This window comes from Candidatus Leptovillus gracilis, from assembly GCA_016716065.1.
Taxonomy (GTDB): domain Bacteria; phylum Chloroflexota; class Anaerolineae; order Promineifilales; family Promineifilaceae; genus Leptovillus; species Leptovillus gracilis.
Genome location: JADJXA010000010.1, coordinates 62,875 through 84,366 on the forward strand (window position 1 = coordinate 62,875; position 21,492 = coordinate 84,366).

A 21,492-nucleotide genomic window follows, 5' to 3' on the forward strand; every position below is an offset into this window, starting at 1 on the left:
ACCTATGGCAGAAACCTACATCTTTCAACTCAACATCACCGGACCAGACAGGGCGGAGACGGTCACGCTGGCGATTGGCGCAGCTATCTTTGGCCGCCAGCCCGGCATAGATATTTTATTAGAGCACCCACTGGTTTCGCGGCGGCACGCGCAGGTGGTTGCCACGCCCACCACCTGCGAACTGACCGACCTGGGCAGCAGCAACGGCACGCGGCTGAATGACACGCCGCTGCTGCCCAACACGCCCATTTTCCTCAACCACAACGACGTGATCGAGATAGGGCCGTTTAAGATGGTGCTGGCGGTAACGGCCGTGCAGTCGGAGCCAGAGCCAAAGCCAGAGCTAGAGCTAGAGCTAGAGAGAGAAAACCAACCAGCCCTCTCTATCCCCCCTGCTCCCCCGTCCCCCCGCCCGCCTGCTCCCCGTCTCCCCCACTCCCCATCTCCCCCACTCCCCCCTGGTCTTTCCAGCCATTCCACCCGCCTGCTGGGCTACCTGCCCGGCATCTACCATACCGACTTGATGAGCCGGTTTTTGGCGTTGTTTGAATCTATTCTCATTCCGATTGAGTGGAATATAGACAACTTCGACCTTTACCTGGACCCACACACGTCACCGGTGGGCTTTTTGCCCTGGTTGTGCAACTGGTTCGAGGTGGTGTTTGATGATACCTGGACCGAGCGGCAGCGGCGGCAGTTTTTAGGCGAGGCAGCGGAATTGTACGGCCGTCGGGGAACCAAATGGGCCATGAGCCGCCTGCTGGAAATTTACACCGGTCACCAACCTGAAATCGTAGACAAAGCCGAAAAGCTGGACCCCTTTACGTTTAGTATTGATATACCCGTTCGGGAAAAAGAGTTGAATCGAACCCTGATTGAGCATATCATAGATGGTAACAAACCGGCGCACACCACTTATAAACTACGTTTTAAGCAGTAATCTATACTTGACAAGGTGACATCTGACGACAGCAATTCTCATTCTGCAAATGCCTTACCTGTCGCGCCGTCCCGCCCCTACGATAACACCAGGGCAAATTGAGAACTGCTGATCTGACAAAGCGGCATTTGACAAGGTGACAAAAATGTCGGATTATGACTTTGCGAGTGCAGATTAAGGCGAAAGAGCGTTGGTTTACAAACCAACTAACCAACTAACCAACCAATACACCCAAATACGTGAAATTCATGGACAACATAATCGGACAACAAATTGACGTTTACCGCATTGAGGCGCGACTGGGGGCAGGCGGCATGGGCGCGGTTTACCGCGCTTACGATGCGGGTCTGGCGCGGCGCGTCGCCCTGAAGGTAATGCATGCCCAGTTTGCCAGCCAGCCCCAATTCCAGCGCCGCTTTATGCAAGAAGCCCAGGCTGTCGCCCGCCTGACCCACCCCTCCATCGTCGTCATCCACCGCTTCGACAACAAGCAGGGCTACCTGTACATTGTGATGGAATACGTCAACGGCCTCAGCCTGGGCGCATACATCAAGCAGTTGGCGCAGCGCAATCAGGTGATGCTGCTGACGGAAACGGCGCACATCATCGCCCAGGTGGCCGACGCGCTGGGCTACGCCCATCGCCAGGGGGTGGTTCACCGCGACATCAAGCCGGACAATATCCTGATACGGCCGTTAGACCAACCCGAACGAGACAACGAACCGCCGGTACGCTCCGTGGTGACAGATTTTGGGCTGGCCAAGCTGCTGGAAGGGGGCATCGAAACCCAATCCGGCACATTTATGGGCACACTGCCCTATATGTCGCCAGAACAGGCGTTGGCCAAGACGGTAGACGGCCGTTCCGACATCTATTCCCTCGGCGTCGTCCTCTACCAACTGGCGACCGGCCAACTGCCCTTCGACATCAAAACCCCCACCGAGGCCGTCCTCAAGCATCTCAACGAAATCCCACCGCCGCCGCGCCAATTGCAGCCTGGCCTGCCGGCCACCCTGGAAACCGTCATCACCAAAGCGTTAGCCAAAGAGCCGGCCGACCGCTACCAGACGGCCGAAGCATTCGCCAGCGCCCTGCGCGCCGCCGCCGCCGGCCTGACCAGCGAAGACGTAACCGTCTTCAAAACCGTCGCCGCCACCAACGTTGTCAGCCTGATGACTCAACTGGAAGCGCCGGGTGGCGTGGCCGAGCCGAGCCAATGGGATTACGACGCCGATGCCCCTGGCCGTGTAGACCGGCTGATTATCGCCCACGAGGACGAAACCAACCGGCCGCAAAACCTGGAGAAAAAATCGCTGATCATCGGCCGTACCGATGAAAATGACGTAGTCTTGCCCGCTAAAGGCGTCTCGCGCCGCCATGTCCGGCTGGACAAAACGGCCACCGGCTGGCAAGTAACCGACCTGGGCAGCACCAATGGCACCTTCCTGGAAGGCAGTAAGCTGCTGCCAGACATACCCGAAGCGTGGCAAGTGGGGGAAACGCTGCGGGTCGGGCCGTATCATTTGCAGTGGCAGGCGGGGCAGCCAACGGCCGTGCCGCCGCTGGGAATGCCCGTCGGCGGGTTAACCTACCAGGCCACCCGTCCCGCCTCCACCCCACCCGGCGCATCACAAATTCTCAGCAGCAGCGGCCAACTGAGCGTGGTGGTCAACCCGACGCACGTGGACGTAACCCCAGGACAGCGCGCCGATATGCAGGTGGAACTGTTCAACCAGGGCATGACGGTCGATCATTTCAGCCTGAATATCGAAGGATTACCGGCCAATTGGGTCACGCTGCCGGCCGATTCGCTGCAATTGATGCCCGGCGCGCGCGGCTCTCTGCCCATTTCTGTGCATCCGCCGCAAGACAGCAGCGCCCGTTCCGGCCAGCATCGCTACAGGCTGATTGTCACTTCGCGGTCAGATCAAAAAGAATCGGCGGCCGTTTCTGGCAGCGTTACCGTGAAGCCCTTCAGCCGCTTTAGCCTGGATATGCGGCCCAAACGGATCAACAACCCTGGCATTTGCCGCCTGCTCATTCGCAACGAGGGCAATTTTGACACGACGTTTAGCCTGGTTGCGCGGGATCCGGGCGAGGCGATTAAATTCGAGACAACGCACCAACGCCTGCCCGTGGCTGCCGGGCAGGCGACGACGGTAGATTGGCAGATCGCGGCTAAGAATCGGCCGTTTATGGGGCCAAAACAAACCCTGCCCTTTGAAGTACAGGTGAGCGCGGCTACCAGCGATCAGCAAAGCATTGCCGGCCAGTTGGACGTGAAACCGGTTATCCCTGCCTGGGTTCCTGGTTTGTTGATGGCGCTGTTGGTGCTGCTGTGCGTGGTGGCTGCCGGGGCGTATGCCTACCTCAACCAGCAAAACCAGGCGGCCGAAGCGACAGCCCAGGCCATCGCCAATGCCCAAATCGTGGCCACACAGACCTTTGAGGCGCAGTTGTCGGCGGCGGAGTTGGGCACGCGGACGGCGGAAGACGCGGCGGCGGCGGCAGCCACTTCATTGGCGGCAACGGCCGTTGCCCTGGGCGACGACGACGGCGATGGGCTGAGCAATCAACAAGAATTGCAGTTGGGCACAGACCCCAACAACCCAGATACCGACGGCGATGGCCTGAGCGACGGGGCCGAAGTCAACCAGTTCGGCACAAATCCGAAGAATAAAGACACCGATGGCGACACCTTGTCGGATGGCGACGAGGTGAACATTTACGGCACGTCGCCGACCAACCCAGACACAGACGGCGATGGCATCCCCGATGGCGTCGAAGTGGCGGCGGGCAGCAACCCGCTGCTGCCGCCGACAGCTACCGCCACCAATACGCCGGAACCGGCCCCGGTGACGCCGACGTTTACCCCCACGCCCAGCGCCACGCCGCCAACGGCCGTGGGCATCTGGGACGGCGCATGGGATACCACCTGTTCTTACCTGAATTGCAGCAGCGTCACCCTGAAACAGGCCGATGGCAGCGACACCGTCACCGGCTCTTTCCAGGCGTTGGATAAAACCGGTACGCTGGTGGGCATTGTCGAAGAGAACCGGCTGACGGGCACGTGGTCGCTCAGCGGCAGTAATGGCACGTTTGACTTCTGGATTGATCCGGTCGGCAGTATGTGGCAGGGCAATTGGGACAAAACGGCCGATTGGTGCGGTGTGCGCGACGCCGATGCGCAGACGTTCCCCACGCCCTGCGGTATCGCCCGCTGGTATGGCGAATGGGCCACCACCTACGATACGCTGACCATCACGCAAGATGGCGTGGAAATTGAAGGCGTCTACGCCAACGGCGATGGGACCGTGACCGGCACGGTAAACGGTATTCGCATTAACGGCAATTGGTCCCGCGGCGTCAGCAATGGCACGCTGGCCTTTTTCTTGCAGGGCAGCGGCGACCAGTTTAATGGCAATTGGGATACTTCCAACGCCTGGTGCGGCCGGCGCAGCAGCGTGCCAGAACCAACGCCTTGTTTTAACAGTGGTATTTCTATCTTCGAAATTCCGCCGTTGATCATGGTGACGCTGCAACCGAACCTGCCCATTTTGCCCATCATACCGATTATCATTCCCACGCCCACGCCGTAAACTGCCCGCCCCGAAGGATTTAGGAAAATCCTTCGGGGCTTTTTTTACAAGCGACTTATGAACCGATTTTGGCGGTGGTGGGTAACGGCCGTTACTCTGTTTCTTTTATTAGGCTGCAACCTGACGACGGCCGTGATCCCATCGCCATTTCCCACCGGCACAGCCGCGCCGCCGCCGACCACTGCGATTGTCCCCTTAGCCACGTCGCTGGCAACGGCCGTCCCCCTCATCCCCAGCCCGATCCCCACCGCAACTTACACACCAGCGGCGGCGCAAACGGCAACGGCCGTGCCCGTCCCATCTCGCTTCACCAATGTGCGATTCGCTGCCGCTCCATCTGGCCCGGCGCAAACCGAGTTTCCGGTGGGCACAGCCGAGGTATTCGCCTTGTGGGAGTTCAATGGCATGGCTGCTGGCGACGTGGTCCAGCGCGTCTGGCGTAAAGATGGGGCAACCTGGCTAAACCGCGAAGAAATCTGGGCCGCCGGGTCGTCCGGTGGTGTGACCAATATCTCAATTTTTGATCGTGGTTTGGGCGGATTAGACCCTGGTTTGTACGAATTGGACCTGTTGGTCAACGGCGTCTGGCAGGCGGTCGGCCAATTTACCATCTTGCCCCGGCCGGCCGCCGGCAGCCCGGTTTTTGCCAATTTGCGTTTTGCGGCGACGCCCATCGGTCCGCCGCAAAGTGTGTTCCCGGCCGGGACACAGCGCATTTTTGCCGTGTGGGATTACCAGAACATGGGCGTGACAGACGTGGTACGGCGGGAATGGCGCAGAGACGGCGAACCCTGGCTGATACGTGAAGAGACCTGGGATTATCTGCACTATGGACCGCAAGGCGTGGTCAACGATGTGTCTATTTATGATTTTGAAACTGGCCTGCCGCCGGGTGAGTATGAGTTGCTTCTTTTTTTGAATGGGATACAACAATTAGCGGCTGCTTTGACGATTACCCAATAGCGGCCGCCGCTACAAAAGTCTCTGAGACTTTTGTGGCTTTATTCATTTTCTACAAAAGAGGCAATATGGAACGATTGGAAAAGTTTGACAGCCCGACCATACCAAACGGATTTTACTGGTTCAATCCCCCGGATACGTATCGTTTTGGCGATGGCCTGGAGATTGTGACCAAGCCGCAGACGGATTTCTGGCAGACGACGCATTATGGGTCTCGGCGTGATGATGGGCATTGTCTATTGACGCGCATCAGCGGCGATTTTACCATACAGACGCATGTTACTTTTGCGCCGCGCAATCGGTATGACCAATGTGGTTTAATGGTGCGCCTGAACGCGGAGAACTGGATTAAGATGGGGATTGAGTATGAAGACACGGCCGTTAGCCGTCTTGGCTCGGTGGTAACAAACCTGGGGTACTCTGATTGGGCCACGCAGGACATTGGCTCTGATCTGACCGAAAGGTGGTATCGGCTCAGCCGCAATGGCAACGACTTTTTGCTGGAACAGTCGGTGGACGGCCTGACTTGGGCGCAAATGCGCATCACCCATTTACACCTGGGGCCGCCGCAGTTAGAAGTAGGCCCCTACGCTTGCAGCCCCACCGGCCAGGATTTTCGCTGCCAGTTTTCCTGGGTAGAAATCAGCCCAAACGTCTGGCGGGTTTAGAGGCGTGTTCCGTATTCCGTATGACGGCCTACGGCTTACGGTAAACTCGTCAGGGGCAGTTCAATGGTGAAAGTGGTTCCAGTTCCTACTTCGCTGTAGACGGCGAGACGGCCGTTATGTTCCCGCACGATTTTTTCGGCAATAGCCAGCCCCAGGCCGCTGCCTTCGGCGTGGTCTTCGCTGCCGGGGATGCGGTAGAAACGCTCGAACAGGTGGGGCAGGTCCTCTGGGGCAATGCCTGGGCCGGTGTCGCTGACTGTGAGCACAACTCTGTCGGTGATACTGTCGGCGGTGATGGTGAGACGGCCGTGTTCCCGGTTGTACTTGATGCCGTTGCTCACCAGATTGAGCAGCGCCTGCTTCAGCCGGTCCTGGTCGCCGACCAGGCAAGGCGAGTCGGCGGGGGAAGGCAGGGCGGGGAGGCATACGGCCGTTAACCTGATCTGCCGCGCATCAGCCTGGGCTTGCGACAGGCGCAGCACATCGTGGACCACCTCGGCGATGTCTACCGGCCGGCGCGCCAATTGCATTCGCCCCGATTCCAGGCGGGCGAAATCCACAAATTCCTGCGTCATGCGCGAGAGCCGCTCCGATTCGCGCTGGATCATGCGCACCACTTCCGCCTGTTTGGCCGCCGGAAAATCGGACCGGGCCATCAGCTCGCTGGCGGTGGTGATCGCCATCAGCGGTGTTTTTAGCTCGTGCATAATCTCGGCCAGCAGATCCGATTGGTAAAACAGATGGGCGTTGAGGATGGCGACGGCCGACTGCGAGGCCAGCGCTTCCAGAATCGCCATGTCTTGTGGGCTGTAGGTGCTGTTATCAATCTTGTTAATGACTTCCAGGCAGCCGATGATACCTTTGGCCGTCACCAGGGGCACGGCCAGCATGGAGCGTGTATGAAAAGCCAGGTCTTCATCCACGCTGGCGTAAAAGCGGTCGTCGGCCTGCACATCGGCCAGGACCAGGGAACGGCCGGTGCGCACCACCCAACCGGCAATGCTGGTGTCTAATGGCACGATGATGTCTTTGGGCATCTGGCTGCCGGTGGAGGCGGCGAAATGCAGTTGGCCGGTTTTCTGGTCTACCAGCAAGATGGAGGCGGCTTCGGTGTGAGTCAGTTCCGTCGCCACGTCCATAACCAGGTCGAGCAGGGTGTCCAATTGCAGGGTAGAACTCAGGCGGGTGCTGATCTCCAGCAGGCGCTGCAAGCTGTCGGCGCGAATGGCGGGGGATGACGGCCGTTGCTGTTCTGTTTCGATGATGGTCATGGTACTCCGTTGAAACTGTAGAGCCAGCATCCTGCTGGCGGCGGGCCAGCTATACTCGCAAAGGTTATCATCTGACATTGCTGGTCTGTTTCGATGATGGCCATGGTACTCCGTTGAAACTGTAGCGCCAGCATCCTATTGGCGGCGGGCCAGTTATACTGGCAATGATCATCATCTGCCATTCTTGTCACCTTGTCAGATGTCAGCTTGCCAGATATAGAAGCTGGCGTTTCCACCAATCAGGCAAAACTGGTCGCCAGCCGGGGCAAAACATCCACCACGTCGGCGTGAATAAGCACGTCGGCCATGTCGTCCAGGTGGGTTTCGCCCAGGTTCACGATGATCAATTTGGCGCCGGCGTATTTCGCCAGCATCGGCAGATCGCCGGCGGGCGCAACTTCCAGCGACGATCCGGCGACGATCATCACGTCGCAGTCGCGCGCGTGGCGTTTGGCGCGGTTCATAATGGTAACCGGCAAAATTTCGCCGAACAGAATGACGTTCGGTTTTAAGATACCACCACAGCCGGGGCAGCGAGGAATCTCGCCATCGGCCAGGTAGTCGGTCAGCACGACTTCGGCCAGATAGGTTTGCAGGCAGTGCATACAGGTGGCCTCACGCAAATGGCCGTGTACTTCGTAGATGGTTTTGGACCCGGCTTTGGTGTGCAGCACATCTATATTTTGGGTGATAACAGCTTGTAACGGGCCTGATGCTTCCATGTGGGCCAGGGCCAGGTGGGCCGGGTTGGGTTGGGCGACCATGATTTTTTGGAATAACGGCCGTATCCAACTATAAAAAGCCTGTGGGTTTTGTTTAAAGGCGGTTATCGTCGCCACTTCCATGGGATCATATTGGTCCCATAAGCCAGATTCCGGGCTGCGAAAATCGGGAATGCCAGAGCGGGTGCTGATGCCGGCGCCGGTCAGGGCCACGACGTGTCTTGCTTTGTTTAAGATGTGCATTGCCTGGTTGATTTGTGCTTCAAAGTGGTCCACGGGCCTCTCCCTCTTGCTGGTTGTTGGCAGACACAATGTCGTTACGGTTGGCTCAGGCGTTGACGATCTGGTGGGCTAGTTGGTGCAAATTAAGACCCGCTTGCGTTTGGGCGCTCAGGTATACCAGTGGTTGGGCTTTGTTGACAGCGCGGGTCATTTCTGCGACTGGGATGGAAAGGATAGCCAGGAGGGGGTGGCCCAGAAAGCCTTCAACGGCCGTGCGTGGCAGCTGCGCCGCTTCCTGGCCAAAGTCCAACATCACGGCGCTAATTTCCAGGTAGGGATACATCTCTTTGAGCGTGTTGAGAATCTGGCGGGCAGACGAGAGGGCGACACGCTCCGGGCGCAGGCAGACGATAATTTGGTCTGCCTGTTCCAACACCGGCCGGCTTCTTTCATTCAATTCCTGGCCCAGGTCAGCCACCACGAGCGGACTGATGCGCCTGAGGGTGGCGAGTAAGGCGCTTGTTTGGGGTGGGGTCAGTTGTGGGAAGCGGCGATTTTGATTCACCTGGCTCAATAACAGGCGCAAATTGGGGCTGTAGGTCACCAGAAACGATGGTAACTGTTCGGCAATTTCAACCTCCGGCAGCGTCGCCAGCATGTTCAGGCCGCTGGCATTCTTCTGGTTGAGGTAAAGCCCAACGTGGCCCTGCACCATGTCCAGGTCTACGAGTGTGGTGAGGTGGCCGGCGCCGGCGTAAACGGCCGCCAGATTAATAGCCACCGTGGTGGCCCCGGCGCCACCGCGCGCGCCGAGGACAGCAACGATCTGATGGCTGGCCGCCTGGCCCGCCGACCCAGCCAACAGGCTCGGGGCGTCTGGCGAAGTATGGAGTTGGGTTTTGTCCTGGGGGCCAGTTTCGGGTAAGGGGCCATAGGCCGTTTCCAGCAAGGTTCGTACCCGGTCTACCAATTCGGCCGGTTCGGTGGGTTTGTTCAGGTAATCGTCGGCCCCGGCATCGAAGACGGAGAGTTTTTTGCTGGGGGTCGTCTACGGCCGTAAACATCATGATGGGCACTTTGGCCATTTCTGGCCGTTGGCGCAGGCGTTGGCACGTTTCCCGGCCGTCCATCACCGGCATCATAAAATCCAACGTCACCAGATCGGGCTTTTCCTGTTCGGCCAGTTTTAGCGCTTCCACGCCGTTCGACGCCGTGACAACCTGATACCCCTGCTGTGTCAGGACACGTTCAATAATACTTCGCGTTTCCGGGTGGTCATCCACGATGAGCAGTTTAAAAGTCATGGGTCGTTCGTGTTTGCTGCAGATTACGGCCGTCTGTTAAGCGTCGCCCACAAAACCTGTCTTGTCTCAGGCGAACCTTAAACCGGCGGCCAGGGATAATGGCGTCCAGGGCCGGGGTAACTAAATTTACCTTCGGCGATCAGGTGCTGCAAACGTTTTTGCAGTGCTGCAATTTCGGCCGGGCTAAGCAGGCTGCCCAATTCGGTCCGCAGCCCGCCGTCATTCACTGCCAGACGTTCCTGCAAAACCATCAACGCCTGCCGCAGGTCGTCGGGAATAGGTTCACCGGCAAATTCCCAGATAACGGTGCGCAGTTTGGGATCGCTATGGAAGCAAATACCATGATCAATGGTCCACAGTCGGTTACGGCCGTCTGCGGGTTCCGTTTCTTGCAATAAAACGTGGCCGCTTTTGCGGTCGGCGTTGTTGATGAGGATGTCAAAGAGCACAATTTGCTGCAACTGTGTTCGATGGGTGAGGTCGCCTTCAAACGTCAGATAATGGTTTTCCGGGTTGTGGTGGATAAACGCCTGCACAGACCCCAGGCCATGTGGCCCATCGCGGACTACCGTCGGCGGGACCAGGTCCCAGCCCAGGGCAGCACTGGTTAAAAAGGCGGCCCGTTCGCGCAGACAAAGCGTGCCTGTCGCAAAATCCCATAACGGCCGTTCCCCACGGCGCGGTTTATACACCGCCTCAAACTGCCGGGTTTGCCCGGCGCCGTCTTCACCACAGACCTGCACTAAAAAGGTATAGTTAGAACTCCAGGGCAAAAGCCCTTCAATTTCTAATGCGCCGGCGGCGAGCAGGCGCAAAACCTCGGCCGGGACCATCTCTTCCATGACTAATGGATATGCCCGTTCCGATTAGGGCAAAAATGCCCATCGGCGTCAATGGGCCGGCCACAGTTGCCACAAATCGGTCGGCCGGCGCGCACCACTTCTACCGTATGCCGAATAAGCGATTGAACCTGGTTGCGCGAAGCCCAGAAGCTAACGACGTTTGGCTCTTCTTCTTCCTCGACCAACTCGTAGGCCACCAGAACGATCTGGTCGCTGTCTTCATTGTAGCCCAACCCCATGTGGCCCACGCGGAACAACGCTTCCACCGGCTGCCGCAGCCGTAAATCCGTCCAGATCGGCTCTTGGGATTCCCGGGTTTCCAGGGGATGTTTTTGGTTCAATTCGGCCAACAAAGATTCAAAGCTGCCAGACAGCATGGCTGCCTGTTCTTTTTCAATAACCAGAGTCACAACTTGCGTGCCCTGCCCACCTTGTAAATAAAACGTGCGTTGGCCGGGTTCGCCCAGAGCGCCAATGGTCAGGTGGTGGACCGGGTTGAGTTCGATATGGTGGGCCATGCTTACGCCTCTTTCACTTCGTGGTAGTCGGAATTGTTGTCTGTTTGAATGGGTGGATATTGACTGGCGGTAACGGCCGTTGCCTTTTCTGCTTCCGCCTTAGGCGGCTGCAACGGCCCATCATCATTCAGGCGTACCACCCGCATACCGCCATTGGGCATTAACGCCAGGATGCTAACCGAAGCGGGCGCGATGACAATGCGCTGAAATAAATCTACGTGGACGCCCAAATAGTAGGCCAATACAAGTTTGATGACGTCGGCGTGAGAGACGACGATGATGGTTTCCTTTTCGTGCCGGGCGCTCAATGCCTCTAGCGCCTGGATAGCGCGAAACTGTACTTCGCGTAGGGCTTCGCCTTCGGGGAAACGGAAGCGGCTGGGGTAATGCTGCACCGCGTGCCAGGTGGGGTCTTTGAACAGCTTTTTAATTTTTTGCCCTTCCCACCGCCCATAGCGCACTTCACCCACTTCGGGACATTCGATAACAGGCAGGTTGTGGGGCTGGGCGATGGACACGGCCGTTTCCATGCAGCGAGTGACCGGACTGCTGTAGATGGCCTTCACCGGCAAAACAGACAATCGTTCGGCGGCATGTTGGGCCTGGAGACGGCCGTTTTCATTCAGGTGTACGCCAGGAATCCAACCGGCCAACCGCTGCTTTTTGACCCAATCGTTTTCACCATGACGGACGAGAATAATGGTTGCCATGTCTCAATGATAGCACATTTAAACAGGCAACGGTACGCCTGCCGTCAGCCGGATGTGCGCCGCTTTACGGCTGTTGAATGGTCTGCGGCAAGATCACCTCATCTTCCGGTTCAGGCGCAAATGACAACGGCTCCACAATTGGCACAAACCAGCGCGCCTGCCCTTCGATAAACGTATTGCAGACCCGGTTCTCCTGGCGCAAAGCTTCCTGCCACTCCGCCGCCGTCAGGTTATCGGCATATTGGCCCATGTCAAAATAAGAAGCCATCACGTGGCAGGCAACCGGCGCCGCCCACTGTGACCCCTCGCCGCCGTTGAAGATAAAAGCCATCACCGCAATTTCGGGATTCTCCAGCGGGGCATAGCCCACAAAAAAAGCGTGGGTGGGCTGAATGGCGCGTTCTTCAAAGCGGCACCAGCCCCGTTTAATGGCGATATTGTCGCAATACTCAGACGTACCGGTTTTACCGGCCGTCACCAACCCTACATCCGCCAGCCAGGTCACATAAGTCGTCCCTGTACCGGCCGGCCGCCCTTCTGCATCCACCGAATTAACCCGACGCATCCCTTCCGCGATAATTTCCAGATGCTCACGATCCACGTCCAATGAATCAATTACTTCCGGTTGGTAAACAAAGTTGCCGTCAGCATCGAACTGGATATTGATGGATGGGTCATTCAGGGGATTGCCGGCCGCGTCTAGCAGCACCGTTTCGCCATTTGCCCCCGGGTGGGCGCGGGCGACAATGCTGCCATCGTCGTCTACCACCACCACGTTGCCATCTTCATCGGTCATATGGTTGATAATCGTCGGCCGGTATAAAAAGCCACCATTGGCGATAACAGCGGCCATTTGCACCACCTGTAATGGGGTGGCGGTGGCAAAACCTTGCCCAATGCCCAGGTTGTAATCATCGCCGGTGGACCAGGGTTCACCATAGATTTGCGCCTTCCAGTCCCGTGAGGGGGGCAGGTTGCCGGCCGCTTCTAATGGTAGTTCGATCCCCTGAACCCGACCGTAGCCGAACTGACGGCCGTATCTGGCAATGCGGTCTACCCCCAACCCTTCAACATACTCTCCATCCTGGTCGAACCCACCGGTCACTTTGTAGAAATAAACGTCGCATGAATTGGCCAGCGCCAGCACCGCGTTCATCAGACCATGACCTTCCCGGTTCCAACAGACAAAAATCTGTGCCCGGCCGGGGTCGTTGGGCGCAAAACGGTTGGCAATTTCGATCTGTCCCGGATCGAACAAAAAGCGCGACGCGGAAATGGTTCCTTCTTGCAAAGCGGCGGCTGTCGGAACCATCTTAAAGGTGGAACCCGGCGGGTATGTGCCGCTAATGGCATGGTTCACCAGGGGCGTGTAATCGTTGCGCGCCAGGCTGAGGTAGTACTCCACCGGCACTTCGCTGGCAAAGCGGTTGTTATCAAACGTGGGAAAATTGACCATCGCCAGAACTTCGCCGGTTTGGGGATTAATCGCCACGACAACCCCTTGTTCAACTTCCGGGAACGAACGCTGGCCGGTTATGTTGTCAATACGTACAGTGTGTGAATCTTCCACCATGTATTGCCGTAAGATTTCGGCCGCTTCGCGTTGCAGTTCCATGTCCAGCGTCAGGTGCAAATTTAAGCCAGCCTGCGGTTCGATGGCGCTGCCGATTTGGCGCACTTCGCGCCCGGTCCAATCCTGTTCGATTTGTCGCCGCCCCTTGCTGCCGGCCAGCTCAATCTCCATGGAAGATTCCAACCCAGACCAGCCTACGCGGTCATTGCGTTGGTAGCCTAAAATGTCAATCCAGCCCTGATTGGGGATGGGTCCCATAAAGCCCATGATGTGCGAGGTCAGTTCGCCGGAGGGGTAATAACGCAGCGGCTCCTGAATAACGCGCACGCCGGGTAGGAAGATGCTTTCTTGCTCGATGGTATAGGCCAACGTCACCGGCACGTTGGCGGCAATGGTGGCCGGCAGGTATTGGGCGAAGCTGTTTTCGCGCCAGATGGCTTCAATGCTGCTGGGCAGTTGTTCGACGATACCCGCCCTGTCCAATGTTTCTTGCACATCGGCGCCGTAGATGTCTGCCAGCCGGCTGTAGGTGTTGACCAGTTCAGGGCTGGCTGCTTCGATGAGGATTTGCTGTTGTAGGGTATTGGTAACAGGTACGCCGGTCAGCAGGGAGAGGCGTTCAAACACGGCGCGGCGTTCGGCCGGATCGGAGGGCAGGAAGGCTGGGGTGATGGTGACGTTGTAGCTGGGCAAGTTGACGGCCAGTGGTTCGCCGTGTCTGTCGAACATGACACCGCGCGGGGCGGTGGTTCGGAGGGTGGCAATCTGGTTGTCTGTGGCTAAGGCTTGCAGATCGGGGCCGCGATTTTGTTGCAGCCAATAGACGCGGTACAGCAGCAGGCTGAGGATGATGATGATCAGAGCGCGGAGGAAGTAGAGACGGCCGCGCAGCCCAACGTCTACATTTTCTTGTTCTTCTAACTCTTCAATGCGTTCCCAACCCATGTGTGACATAGGTGTTACCTCGCTATAGTTCTACCCGGCGGGGATGTACCCGGCGGTCTATGGCGTAGACCAGCCAGTATATGGGCAGCATGAACCCGGCGTTTAGCAGGATGATGGGAGCCAGGTTAACGGCCGTTTCCGCCGACGGCGCAAAACCAAAAAGCTGCAAAAGCAGCAGGTAGACAATCAAATAGACAATGCTGCTGATAGCCGCCATCATGGGCGGCACAAAAAAATGGCTCTGTGGCAAGACGCGCAAAAGACCGGCCACGGCCAGGACGGCGACCATGTAGGCCAGGGCGGTGGACCCTGACGGCCCAATGGAGAACAAATCCAGGCTCATCCCGGCGATGAAGGCCCAGGCCACGCCCTCCTCCACGCCATGCAGCAGAAACCAGCTCAGGGCAACCAACAGGGAGATTTGCGGCGTCAGACCGAAGATAGGAAAACGCGTAAGCACGGCCGTTTGCACTATCGCCAACAGCAGCATCACCGGAATCGCCACATAGATGGTTGCGCGCATTGCTGCCTAATTCCCCCCTGGATTGGTAAAAATATCCACGTCCAAAGGCTGAAAATCAATGATCACAAACACCAGTTCCAATGAATCAAAATCGGTGGCCGGCTGCACCAGCGCCCGCTGCGACAATTCCGCCTCGCTGCGGTTTACTTCAATCACCCGGCCAATGACAATGCCCGACGGAAATTCACCCCCCAGCCCAGAAGTCAGGGCTACTTCGCCAATAGCCACCTGATACTTCAGATCAATCCAATCCATCAACAAAGAACCGCCTAACGCGCCGCCGCGCAGCACACCGGTGGCGCGAGAACTGCCCAGCCGGGCCGGCACAGCGCTGGCGTTGTCGGTGATCAGCGCCACCTGGGCCGAGCGGGCCGTGGCGCGATAAACTCGTCCCACCAGCCCACGCGCGCTTTCTACGGGCATGCCCACGCGCACGCCGTCGTCGGTTCCTTTGTCTATGATGATGCTGCGAATGGCGGGGCTGGGGTCGCGGCCGATAACCGAGGCGATCTGGCGGGTATATTCGGGGGTTTGGCGAGCGCGGTTAAACAAGTCTAGCAGCAGTTGGTATTCACCCTGGATTTCGCGCAGTTCTTCGTTTTGGCGCTCCAATTCTTCTACTTGCGATTGCAGCAGAGCCAGTTCAGCGCGGGCGGTTTGCAGATCACGCGGACCAGCCAGCGCCCCGGCCAGGGTATCTGAGCCACCAGAAGAGAGGTTGAGTACGGCCGTAAACGGGTCACGCAGCACACGGAATGCAGCGTCCAGATTGCCGGTGGCGTCTAAAATAGACAGCAGCACGGCTATACCCACCAGAACTGCTATCGTTATCCACCGAATCCGCTGCGGCGCATCATTAAGGTTCATCTTAAACTCTGAACAATGAACGATGAGCCACGAACGTCAGAATGCGTTCCCTGTTCATCGTTCTCAGTTCCTCGTTTTAGTGGTGGGTGCTGCCGCGATGGGTTCCAACCAGAACACGCGAATAGTTGTTCAGGTCTTCCAGCACGCGCCCAGCGCCGCGCGCCACGCACGTCATCGAATCTTCGGCCACCCACACCCGCATCTTCACCACGTCTTCCACCCGTTCGGCCAGCCCGCGAATTTGCGCGCCGCCGCCGGCCAGGCACACGCCCACTTCCATCAGGTCGGCCACCAGTTCCGGCGGCGTATCGTCCAGGGCGTCGCGCACGGTATCGACGATGATGTTGATGGACGGCCCCATCGCTTCGCGCAGTTCGATACTGCTGATTTCCACCGCTTGCGGCAGGCCGTTGATGAGGTTGCGTCCGCGCACCGTCATGGTGCGCTCTTCGGGCAGTGAAAAGGCGGAGCCAATGCCGATTTTGACGCGCTCGGCCATACGTTCGCCGACCAGTAAATTATATTTGCTGCGCACGTATTGGATGATGTCTTCATCCATTTCGTCGCCGGCCACGCGGATGGAGCGGCTGACGACGATGCCGCCCATGGCAAATATCGCTACTTCGGTCGTGCCACCGCCGATGTCTACAATCATGCTGCCGCGTGATTCGATGATCGGCAGCCCGGCGCCAATGGCCGCTGCCATCGGCTCTTCGATCAGAAAAGCCTCACGCGCTCCGGCGGAGATGGTGGCGTCGTAGACGGCCCGTTTTTCCACTTCGGTCACGCCGCTGGGGATGCCCACCACGACGCGCGGCCGGGGAAAGGGCACAATCATCTGTTCGTGGGCTTTGTCTATGAAGTATTTGAGCATGGCTTCGGTGATCTCGAACTCAGAGATCACGCCGTCGCGTAACGGCCGTATCGCCACAATATCACCCGGCGTCCGCCCCACCATTTCGCGCGCTTCGGCCCCAATGGCTAACGGCCGTCTGGTCCGCTTATTAATGGCGACCCAGGAAGGCTCGTTAATCACAATCCCCTTGTCACGAATGTAAACCAGGGTATTGGCCGTGCCCAGATCAATGCCAATGTCTAATGAAAACAGGCCTAGCAGCCAATCGAGTGGTCTAAACAACGTTTGTTACCTTATTTCCCAAAAATATGGTTGTCTCTTCCCGAAATCAACCAAGCGACGATTATACCATACGCCTTTTGCCCTGCACGCATTCTCTAACTTGCCCTCATAAACGCCCACAAATGCCACCAACCGGAAATCTTATCCAGCAAAGGGTGACGCGCGACATCTAACGAGTGACGTAGGAATTGTATGATTATTTCTTGGTTAACCGCCCATAAGTTTGTATGATTTAAGCTAACGTATCATTCGTGGGTCAATTTAGACCTGACAAATTGCGACAGACCCAAAGGATAGAACAGATGGCACAACAAGCGCTTTTCGCCGGATTGGTGTACGACGAGTGGGACCACCCCGTACCCACCCGTCTGATCGGCAGTGATGCCCATTATGTCATTGATGATGATGGTTTTTTGCGGCACATTGATTCAGAAAGTGTAGACCGCCAGGTTTTGGGCGTTTTTTTACAACAGTTGGAAAGCAATAAAGACGTGGCCGTAGAGCAAATGCTCAACATGATGGGCAAAGATGATCTGTTCACCAAAGCGGCCGTAGATGCTTCCCTACGCAACATAGACATGAACCAGATTATCGCCCAGGGCATTCCCGCCCAGGCCCGCGACATGTTGGGCATGTTGGGCTTCCGCATCATCATCAACGTCCACGGCGAGGTTATCCGCATGGACCAACCGGCTGTGCCGGATGAAGAGTGAATAATCGTCAATTTCCCATTGGCATTTGCCAGAGGCAGCGCCCTACGGAATGCGGATTACCGAATACGGGTCCTGGTTCGCCCTTCTCTGAAAGTCCAGTAAAATAGCGGCATGTCTCAACGACTCGCGCTGCTCATTGCCCACACCTCTTACCAGGACGACCGCCTGTCTGTCCCCCATGCGGCTGCGGAAGTGGCCGCCCTGGCCGATGTGCTGCAAGATAGGCAGCACGGCCGTTTTGCTGCCGTCCACACCTTGCTAGACCAAACGGCCGTGGATGTGCAGCTCGCCATCGCCGCCTTTCTGGAACAACCCCTCACCGCCGATGACCTGATCCTGCTCACTATTTCCGGCCACTGCCTGCTGGACCAGAGCGACGTGTACCTGGCAGCGGCCGACACGTTCAGCGAAACCTACCTGGACGCCACGACCATCCAGATGGAGTTTATCCGGCGGCGGCTGGCGTACTGCCCGGCGCAAACAGTGGTGGTGTTAGACTGCTGCCACAGTCGGCTGGATGGCGCGCCCGCCGCCGACGCCGCCCGCCGGGTGGCGCAATCGCTGACCGGACCAGGGCAGGTCCTGCTGCTGGCGGCGCAGCCCGCGCCCCCGGCCGCGCCATCCACCTTCATCCGCACACTGACCGATGGGCTGCGCCATCTGGCGGCCGACAGTGACCGCGACGGCCGTCTGACTGTGCAAGAATGGTTTGCTTATGCCCAATCGGCCGATGCTTCCTGGCAAAAACGGGCCAGTGAAGCGCAAGATGGCTGGGTGCTGACGGCCGTTTCCGCCGCCAAACTTGCCCCACTGCCTGTCGCCTTGTCGGCTGAATCCACGCCAGACGCGGATACGGCCGCTGCCCCAATTGTCCCGGCTGCCCCGGCCAACCGGCGCGGCGTGCTTATCGCCGCGCTGCTGCTGCTGTTGCTCCTGGTCGCCGGTGGGTTGTACGTGCTGCGCGATGGGTTTGCGGCGGTGGGGGCCGCGCCTACCCGCGCCGTTGGCGCGGCGGACAACACAACCACCCCTGAGCCAGCCACAGAAACGGCCGTATCCCCCGCCACGCTGCCGGTCATTGCGCCCACAGATTTCCCCGCCATACCGACGGTGACGCCCACCACCACCTTAACACCGGCTGCCATCTTGTCGCCCACGCCGACCATGTCGCCCACGCTGACCATGTCGCCCACGCCGACCATGTCGCCCACGCTGACCGCAGCGCCAACGCTGACTGTAGCGCCAACGCTGACCGTAGCGCCAACGCTGACCGTAGCGCCAACGGCTTCGTCAACGGCCACGCAGTCGCCCACACCCACGGTCTCGCCCACGCCAGTGCCGATGCAAATTACGGCCGCCGCCGCCTTTTTGCGCGCCGGGCCGGGCATCAATTATCAGATTCTCGCTTTTCCGCCACAGGGGACCCGGGTAACGGCCGTTGGCCGCAATACCGACGCCACCTGGTACAACGTCATCTTGCCCGATGGCCTGACAGGTTGGATTTATACCGATGTGGTGCGCCCGGCGGATACGGCCGTTGGCCCATCACTGCCCATCGCCGCCACCATCCCCGCGCCGGTGAATGAGTTTTACAATTTTGTCGCCCAGGATACCGGCGGCAGCCTCATCACCCAGGTTTACCACGTTTACACCGGCGTGCGCGGCGAAACCGCCTTCCTGCGCGCCCGCCTGCTGCCAGAAACCGATCAGGTGCAGCCCAATTATGTCAATGGCGCGGAATTGGGCCTGGGGCTGCTCATCGTCGAATTTACGCGGGTGGGCAGCCAGCCATATACCAGCACGGCCGTCGAATTTTGCATGACAGACGTCACCGGCGAGGCTTTCCACTGCCAGACCTTCCCGGCGCGTAAAGGGTGGTAAAGACATGAATAACACAACAACATTCCCCCGGTTAACCTGGGAAGCCATCACCTTACAGCTGCGCAATCCATTTCGCATTTCCTATGGCGTCAGCGAGACGCGGCAGGCGTTTTGGCTGCGGCTGGCGAATGATGAAGGCTGGGGCGAGGGCACGATCCCGGCTTATTATGGCATTCCCGATGAGGCGCTGACGGCCGTCTGGCAAACCGCCGCCCATTCCCCCAGCCCTTTCCCCGATGACCCGGCCGACATCCCCGCCTGGGTGGGCGACGACGGCCCCGCGCCGGCCCGCGCCGCCCTGGACCTGGCCCTGCATGATCGGATTGGCAAACTGCGTGGACGGCCGTTGTACCAACTGCTCGGCCTGCCGCGCCCGGAACCCATGCCCACCTCCTTCACCATCAGCCTGGATACGCCGCAGAAAATGGCCGAGATGGCCCGGCAGGTAGGCAGCTACCCCATCATCAAAGTGAAATTAGGCGGCGACGATGACGTCGCCTGCATCGCCGCCATTCACGCCGCCCGGCCAGACGCCCGCCTGCGCGTGGACGCCAACGCCGGTTGGAGCGCCGCGGAAGCTGTGCGCCACGTGGCTGCTCTGGAGCCGTTTAACCTGGAACTCATCGAGCAGCCGACGGCCAAAGAGGACATCGAAGGCATGGGTTACGTGCAGGCCCACACCCGCGTGCCGGTGGTGGCCGACGAATCGGTGCAAACGCTGGCGAACGTCGAGGCGTTGGCGGCGGCCGGGGTGCAAGGCATCAACCTGAAGCTGATGAAAGTGGGCGGGCTGGCCCCGGGGCTGCGTTTGCTGCGGCGGGCGCAGGAATTAGGGCTGCGGGTGATGTTGGGCTGCATGGTGGAAACATCGTTGGGCACAACGGCCATGGCCCACCTGAGCGGTCTGGCTGAATGGATAGACCTGGACGCGCCGCTGCTGATTGCCAATGACCCGTTTGATGGCTTGCGCTATAATCAGTCTCTAGACATTCATGTGCCGTCGCGCCCTGGCATTGGGGTTGTGCGACGCATTGCGGGAGAAAGCAGTTTTGTTAGAGAAAATTGAGGCCGCTTTAAATGATTTTGCCCAACGGGATACCCGCCTGCATTATTGCCAGCTAGACGTGGACAGCCTGGAACGGAGCGTCTGTGCGCTTTCTGGGGTTGTGTTGGATGCGGCCGGGTTGGCCGCAGTGCAGGCAGACCTGGTGGCGCAGTTCCCAACGACGACTTTTGATACGCACAAGGTGAAATTTCTCAGCCAGACGCCGCCGCGCGTGTTGGCCGTCAGCACCAACGTGACCAGCGTTCAGGATGAACCGTCGTGGCGCGCTGAGCGCATGACCCAGATTTTGCATGGCTGGGAGATTGAAATTTTGCTGGAGCAGAAGGAATGGGCCTTTGTGCGGCAGACGGATAATGGTTATTTAGGCTGGGCGTACCGCGCTTATCTGACAGAGCAAGCTCCGCCGCCGCCGACCCATATGGTGGTTGAACCGATTGCCGTGCTGCGCGCCGCGCCGGATAACGCGGCGGAATTGGTGGGGCGGATGTTGGCGGGCACGGCCGTATCTGTCGCCACCATCCACGACCAATGGGCGCAGCTTGGGCTGGCCGATGGCAAAAGTGGCTGGGTACAGGCCGGTTATTTGCGCGGCTTAACCGATGTGCCCGAAGATGAAAACGGCCGTCGCCAGACCATCATCACCGCCGCCCACAGCCTCATGGGCGTGCCCTATCTGTGGGGCGGCTGCACCGCTTTGGGCATAGATTGTTCTGGCTTTGCCCAACTCACCCACCGCCTGGCCGGTGTCACCATCCCCCGCGATGCCGACATGCAGTTCGGCGCCGGTAAACCGATAGAACCCCCTTTCCAGCCGGGCGACCTCCTCTTTTTTGGCAGCGAGCGGGGCCACCGGGCCATCTCCCACGTGGGCATCAGCCTGGGCGGCTGGCGCGCCATCCACTCCTCCCGTTTGCGCAACGGCGTGTACATAGACGATGTGCAAGCGGCCGCCTACCTGCGCGATATTTACGTCGGGGCGCGGTCATTCTTATAAAACGTCAGGCGTTAAATGTCGCCAAAGACGCCCGAC

Annotated in this window: 19 protein-coding genes; 8 read left to right on the forward strand and 11 right to left on the reverse strand. The window is 58.7% G+C overall.

Going from position 1 to position 21,492, the window contains the following annotated elements; all coding sequences use genetic code 11:
• Positions 1 to 4 precede the first annotated feature (4 nt).
• The 4 genes from IPM39_20655 (at position 5) to IPM39_20670 (ending at position 6,167) form a co-directional block, all read left to right on the forward strand.
• A complete protein-coding gene (locus tag IPM39_20655) occupies positions 5 to 940 on the forward strand; it encodes a phage tail protein I (GenBank protein MBK8988446.1) in 936 nt (311 codons plus the stop codon).
• A gap of 248 nt (positions 941 to 1,188) precedes the next feature.
• Positions 1,189 to 4,539, forward strand: coding sequence for a protein kinase (locus IPM39_20660; protein MBK8988447.1), 3,351 nt, complete (start codon positions 1,189 to 1,191; stop codon positions 4,537 to 4,539).
• A 57-nt stretch (positions 4,540 to 4,596) separates the two neighbouring features.
• A complete protein-coding gene (locus tag IPM39_20665; GenBank protein MBK8988448.1) occupies positions 4,597 to 5,502 on the forward strand; it encodes a hypothetical protein in 906 nt (301 codons plus the stop codon).
• A gap of 65 nt (positions 5,503 to 5,567) precedes the next feature.
• Entirely contained in the window at positions 5,568 to 6,167 is a 600-nt protein-coding gene (locus tag IPM39_20670; GenBank protein MBK8988449.1) for a DUF1349 domain-containing protein, read from the forward strand.
• A 35-nt stretch (positions 6,168 to 6,202) separates the two neighbouring features.
• On the opposite strand, the gene IPM39_20675 is transcribed toward IPM39_20670, so the two are convergent.
• The 11 genes from IPM39_20675 to IPM39_20725 all read right to left on the reverse strand — a co-directional run bounded on the left by IPM39_20675 (position 6,203) and on the right by IPM39_20725 (position 16,781).
• Positions 6,203 to 7,438, reverse strand: a complete 1,236-nt coding sequence (locus IPM39_20675) for a GAF domain-containing sensor histidine kinase (GenBank protein MBK8988450.1) — start codon at positions 7,436 to 7,438, stop codon at positions 6,203 to 6,205.
• Between the two features lie 239 nt (positions 7,439 to 7,677).
• Positions 7,678 to 8,403 (reverse strand): NAD-dependent deacylase, encoded by a 726-nt coding sequence (locus tag IPM39_20680; GenBank protein ID MBK8988451.1) that lies wholly within the window; start codon positions 8,401 to 8,403, stop codon positions 7,678 to 7,680.
• Positions 8,404 to 8,488: 85 nt separating this feature from the next.
• On the reverse strand, positions 8,489 to 9,244 hold the full coding sequence (locus IPM39_20685; GenBank protein MBK8988452.1) for an AAA family ATPase: 756 nt from the start codon (positions 9,242 to 9,244) through the stop codon (positions 8,489 to 8,491).
• On the reverse strand, positions 9,153 to 9,686 hold the full coding sequence (locus tag IPM39_20690; protein ID MBK8988453.1) for a response regulator: 534 nt from the start codon (positions 9,684 to 9,686) through the stop codon (positions 9,153 to 9,155). The genes IPM39_20685 and IPM39_20690 overlap by 92 nt, the downstream gene beginning before the upstream one ends.
• A 77-nt stretch (positions 9,687 to 9,763) precedes the next feature.
• A complete protein-coding gene (locus tag IPM39_20695) occupies positions 9,764 to 10,528 on the reverse strand; it encodes an SCO1664 family protein (GenBank protein ID MBK8988454.1) in 765 nt (254 codons plus the stop codon).
• A gap of 2 nt (positions 10,529 to 10,530) precedes the next feature.
• Positions 10,531 to 11,046 (reverse strand): DUF3090 domain-containing protein, encoded by a 516-nt coding sequence (locus tag IPM39_20700; GenBank protein ID MBK8988455.1) that lies wholly within the window; start codon positions 11,044 to 11,046, stop codon positions 10,531 to 10,533.
• A 2-nt stretch (positions 11,047 to 11,048) separates the two neighbouring features.
• Positions 11,049 to 11,756, reverse strand: coding sequence for an MSMEG_4193 family putative phosphomutase (locus IPM39_20705; protein ID MBK8988456.1), 708 nt, complete (start codon positions 11,754 to 11,756; stop codon positions 11,049 to 11,051).
• Between the two features lie 64 nt (positions 11,757 to 11,820).
• Positions 11,821 to 14,283 (reverse strand): penicillin-binding protein 2, encoded by a 2,463-nt coding sequence (gene mrdA, locus IPM39_20710; protein ID MBK8988457.1) that lies wholly within the window; start codon positions 14,281 to 14,283, stop codon positions 11,821 to 11,823.
• 13 nt (positions 14,284 to 14,296) lie between these two features.
• On the reverse strand, positions 14,297 to 14,797 hold the full coding sequence (gene mreD / locus IPM39_20715) for a rod shape-determining protein MreD (GenBank protein ID MBK8988458.1): 501 nt from the start codon (positions 14,795 to 14,797) through the stop codon (positions 14,297 to 14,299).
• Positions 14,798 to 14,803: 6 nt separating this feature from the next.
• Positions 14,804 to 15,664 (reverse strand): rod shape-determining protein MreC, encoded by an 861-nt coding sequence (mreC, locus tag IPM39_20720; protein ID MBK8988459.1) that lies wholly within the window; start codon positions 15,662 to 15,664, stop codon positions 14,804 to 14,806.
• A gap of 76 nt (positions 15,665 to 15,740) precedes the next feature.
• Positions 15,741 to 16,781, reverse strand: coding sequence for a rod shape-determining protein (locus IPM39_20725; protein ID MBK8988460.1), 1,041 nt, complete (start codon positions 16,779 to 16,781; stop codon positions 15,741 to 15,743).
• A gap of 323 nt (positions 16,782 to 17,104) precedes the next feature.
• Here IPM39_20725 and IPM39_20730 point away from each other — a divergent pair, with 323 nt between their 5' ends.
• The 4 genes from IPM39_20730 (at position 17,105) to IPM39_20745 (ending at position 21,456) form a co-directional block, all read left to right on the forward strand.
• Complete coding sequence (locus tag IPM39_20730) at positions 17,105 to 17,515, forward strand: hypothetical protein (GenBank protein MBK8988461.1); 411 nt, start codon at positions 17,105 to 17,107, stop codon at positions 17,513 to 17,515.
• 111 nt (positions 17,516 to 17,626) lie between these two features.
• Complete coding sequence (locus IPM39_20735; protein ID MBK8988462.1) at positions 17,627 to 19,396, forward strand: SH3 domain-containing protein; 1,770 nt, start codon at positions 17,627 to 17,629, stop codon at positions 19,394 to 19,396.
• A 4-nt stretch (positions 19,397 to 19,400) separates the two neighbouring features.
• Positions 19,401 to 20,462 (forward strand): dipeptide epimerase, encoded by a 1,062-nt coding sequence (locus IPM39_20740; GenBank protein MBK8988463.1) that lies wholly within the window; start codon positions 19,401 to 19,403, stop codon positions 20,460 to 20,462.
• A complete protein-coding gene (locus IPM39_20745; GenBank protein MBK8988464.1) occupies positions 20,446 to 21,456 on the forward strand; it encodes a C40 family peptidase in 1,011 nt (336 codons plus the stop codon). Before IPM39_20740 ends, IPM39_20745 begins: the two co-directional genes overlap by 17 nt.
• Positions 21,457 to 21,492: the final 36 nt, after the last annotated feature.

Coding starts and splice junctions, on each gene's coding strand:
- IPM39_20655 (MBK8988446.1), top strand. CDS start 5: ATGGCAGAAACCTACATCTTTCAACTCAACATCACCGGACCAGACAGG.
- IPM39_20660 (MBK8988447.1), top strand. CDS start 1,189: ATGGACAACATAATCGGACAACAAATTGACGTTTACCGCATTGAGGCG.
- IPM39_20665 (MBK8988448.1), top strand. CDS start 4,597: ATGAACCGATTTTGGCGGTGGTGGGTAACGGCCGTTACTCTGTTTCTT.
- IPM39_20670 (MBK8988449.1), top strand. CDS start 5,568: ATGGAACGATTGGAAAAGTTTGACAGCCCGACCATACCAAACGGATTT.
- IPM39_20675 (MBK8988450.1), bottom strand. CDS start 7,438: ATGACCATCATCGAAACAGAACAGCAACGGCCGTCATCCCCCGCCATT.
- IPM39_20680 (MBK8988451.1), bottom strand. CDS start 8,403: ATGCACATCTTAAACAAAGCAAGACACGTCGTGGCCCTGACCGGCGCC.
- IPM39_20690 (MBK8988453.1), bottom strand. CDS start 9,686: ATGACTTTTAAACTGCTCATCGTGGATGACCACCCGGAAACGCGAAGT.
- IPM39_20695 (MBK8988454.1), bottom strand. CDS start 10,528: ATGGAAGAGATGGTCCCGGCCGAGGTTTTGCGCCTGCTCGCCGCCGGC.
- IPM39_20700 (MBK8988455.1), bottom strand. CDS start 11,046: ATGGCCCACCATATCGAACTCAACCCGGTCCACCACCTGACCATTGGC.
- IPM39_20705 (MBK8988456.1), bottom strand. CDS start 11,756: ATGGCAACCATTATTCTCGTCCGTCATGGTGAAAACGATTGGGTCAAA.
- mrdA (MBK8988457.1), bottom strand. CDS start 14,283: ATGTCACACATGGGTTGGGAACGCATTGAAGAGTTAGAAGAACAAGAA.
- mreD (MBK8988458.1), bottom strand. CDS start 14,797: ATGCGCGCAACCATCTATGTGGCGATTCCGGTGATGCTGCTGTTGGCG.
- mreC (MBK8988459.1), bottom strand. CDS start 15,664: ATGAACCTTAATGATGCGCCGCAGCGGATTCGGTGGATAACGATAGCA.
- IPM39_20730 (MBK8988461.1), top strand. CDS start 17,105: ATGGCACAACAAGCGCTTTTCGCCGGATTGGTGTACGACGAGTGGGAC.
- IPM39_20735 (MBK8988462.1), top strand. CDS start 17,627: ATGTCTCAACGACTCGCGCTGCTCATTGCCCACACCTCTTACCAGGAC.
- IPM39_20740 (MBK8988463.1), top strand. CDS start 19,401: ATGAATAACACAACAACATTCCCCCGGTTAACCTGGGAAGCCATCACC.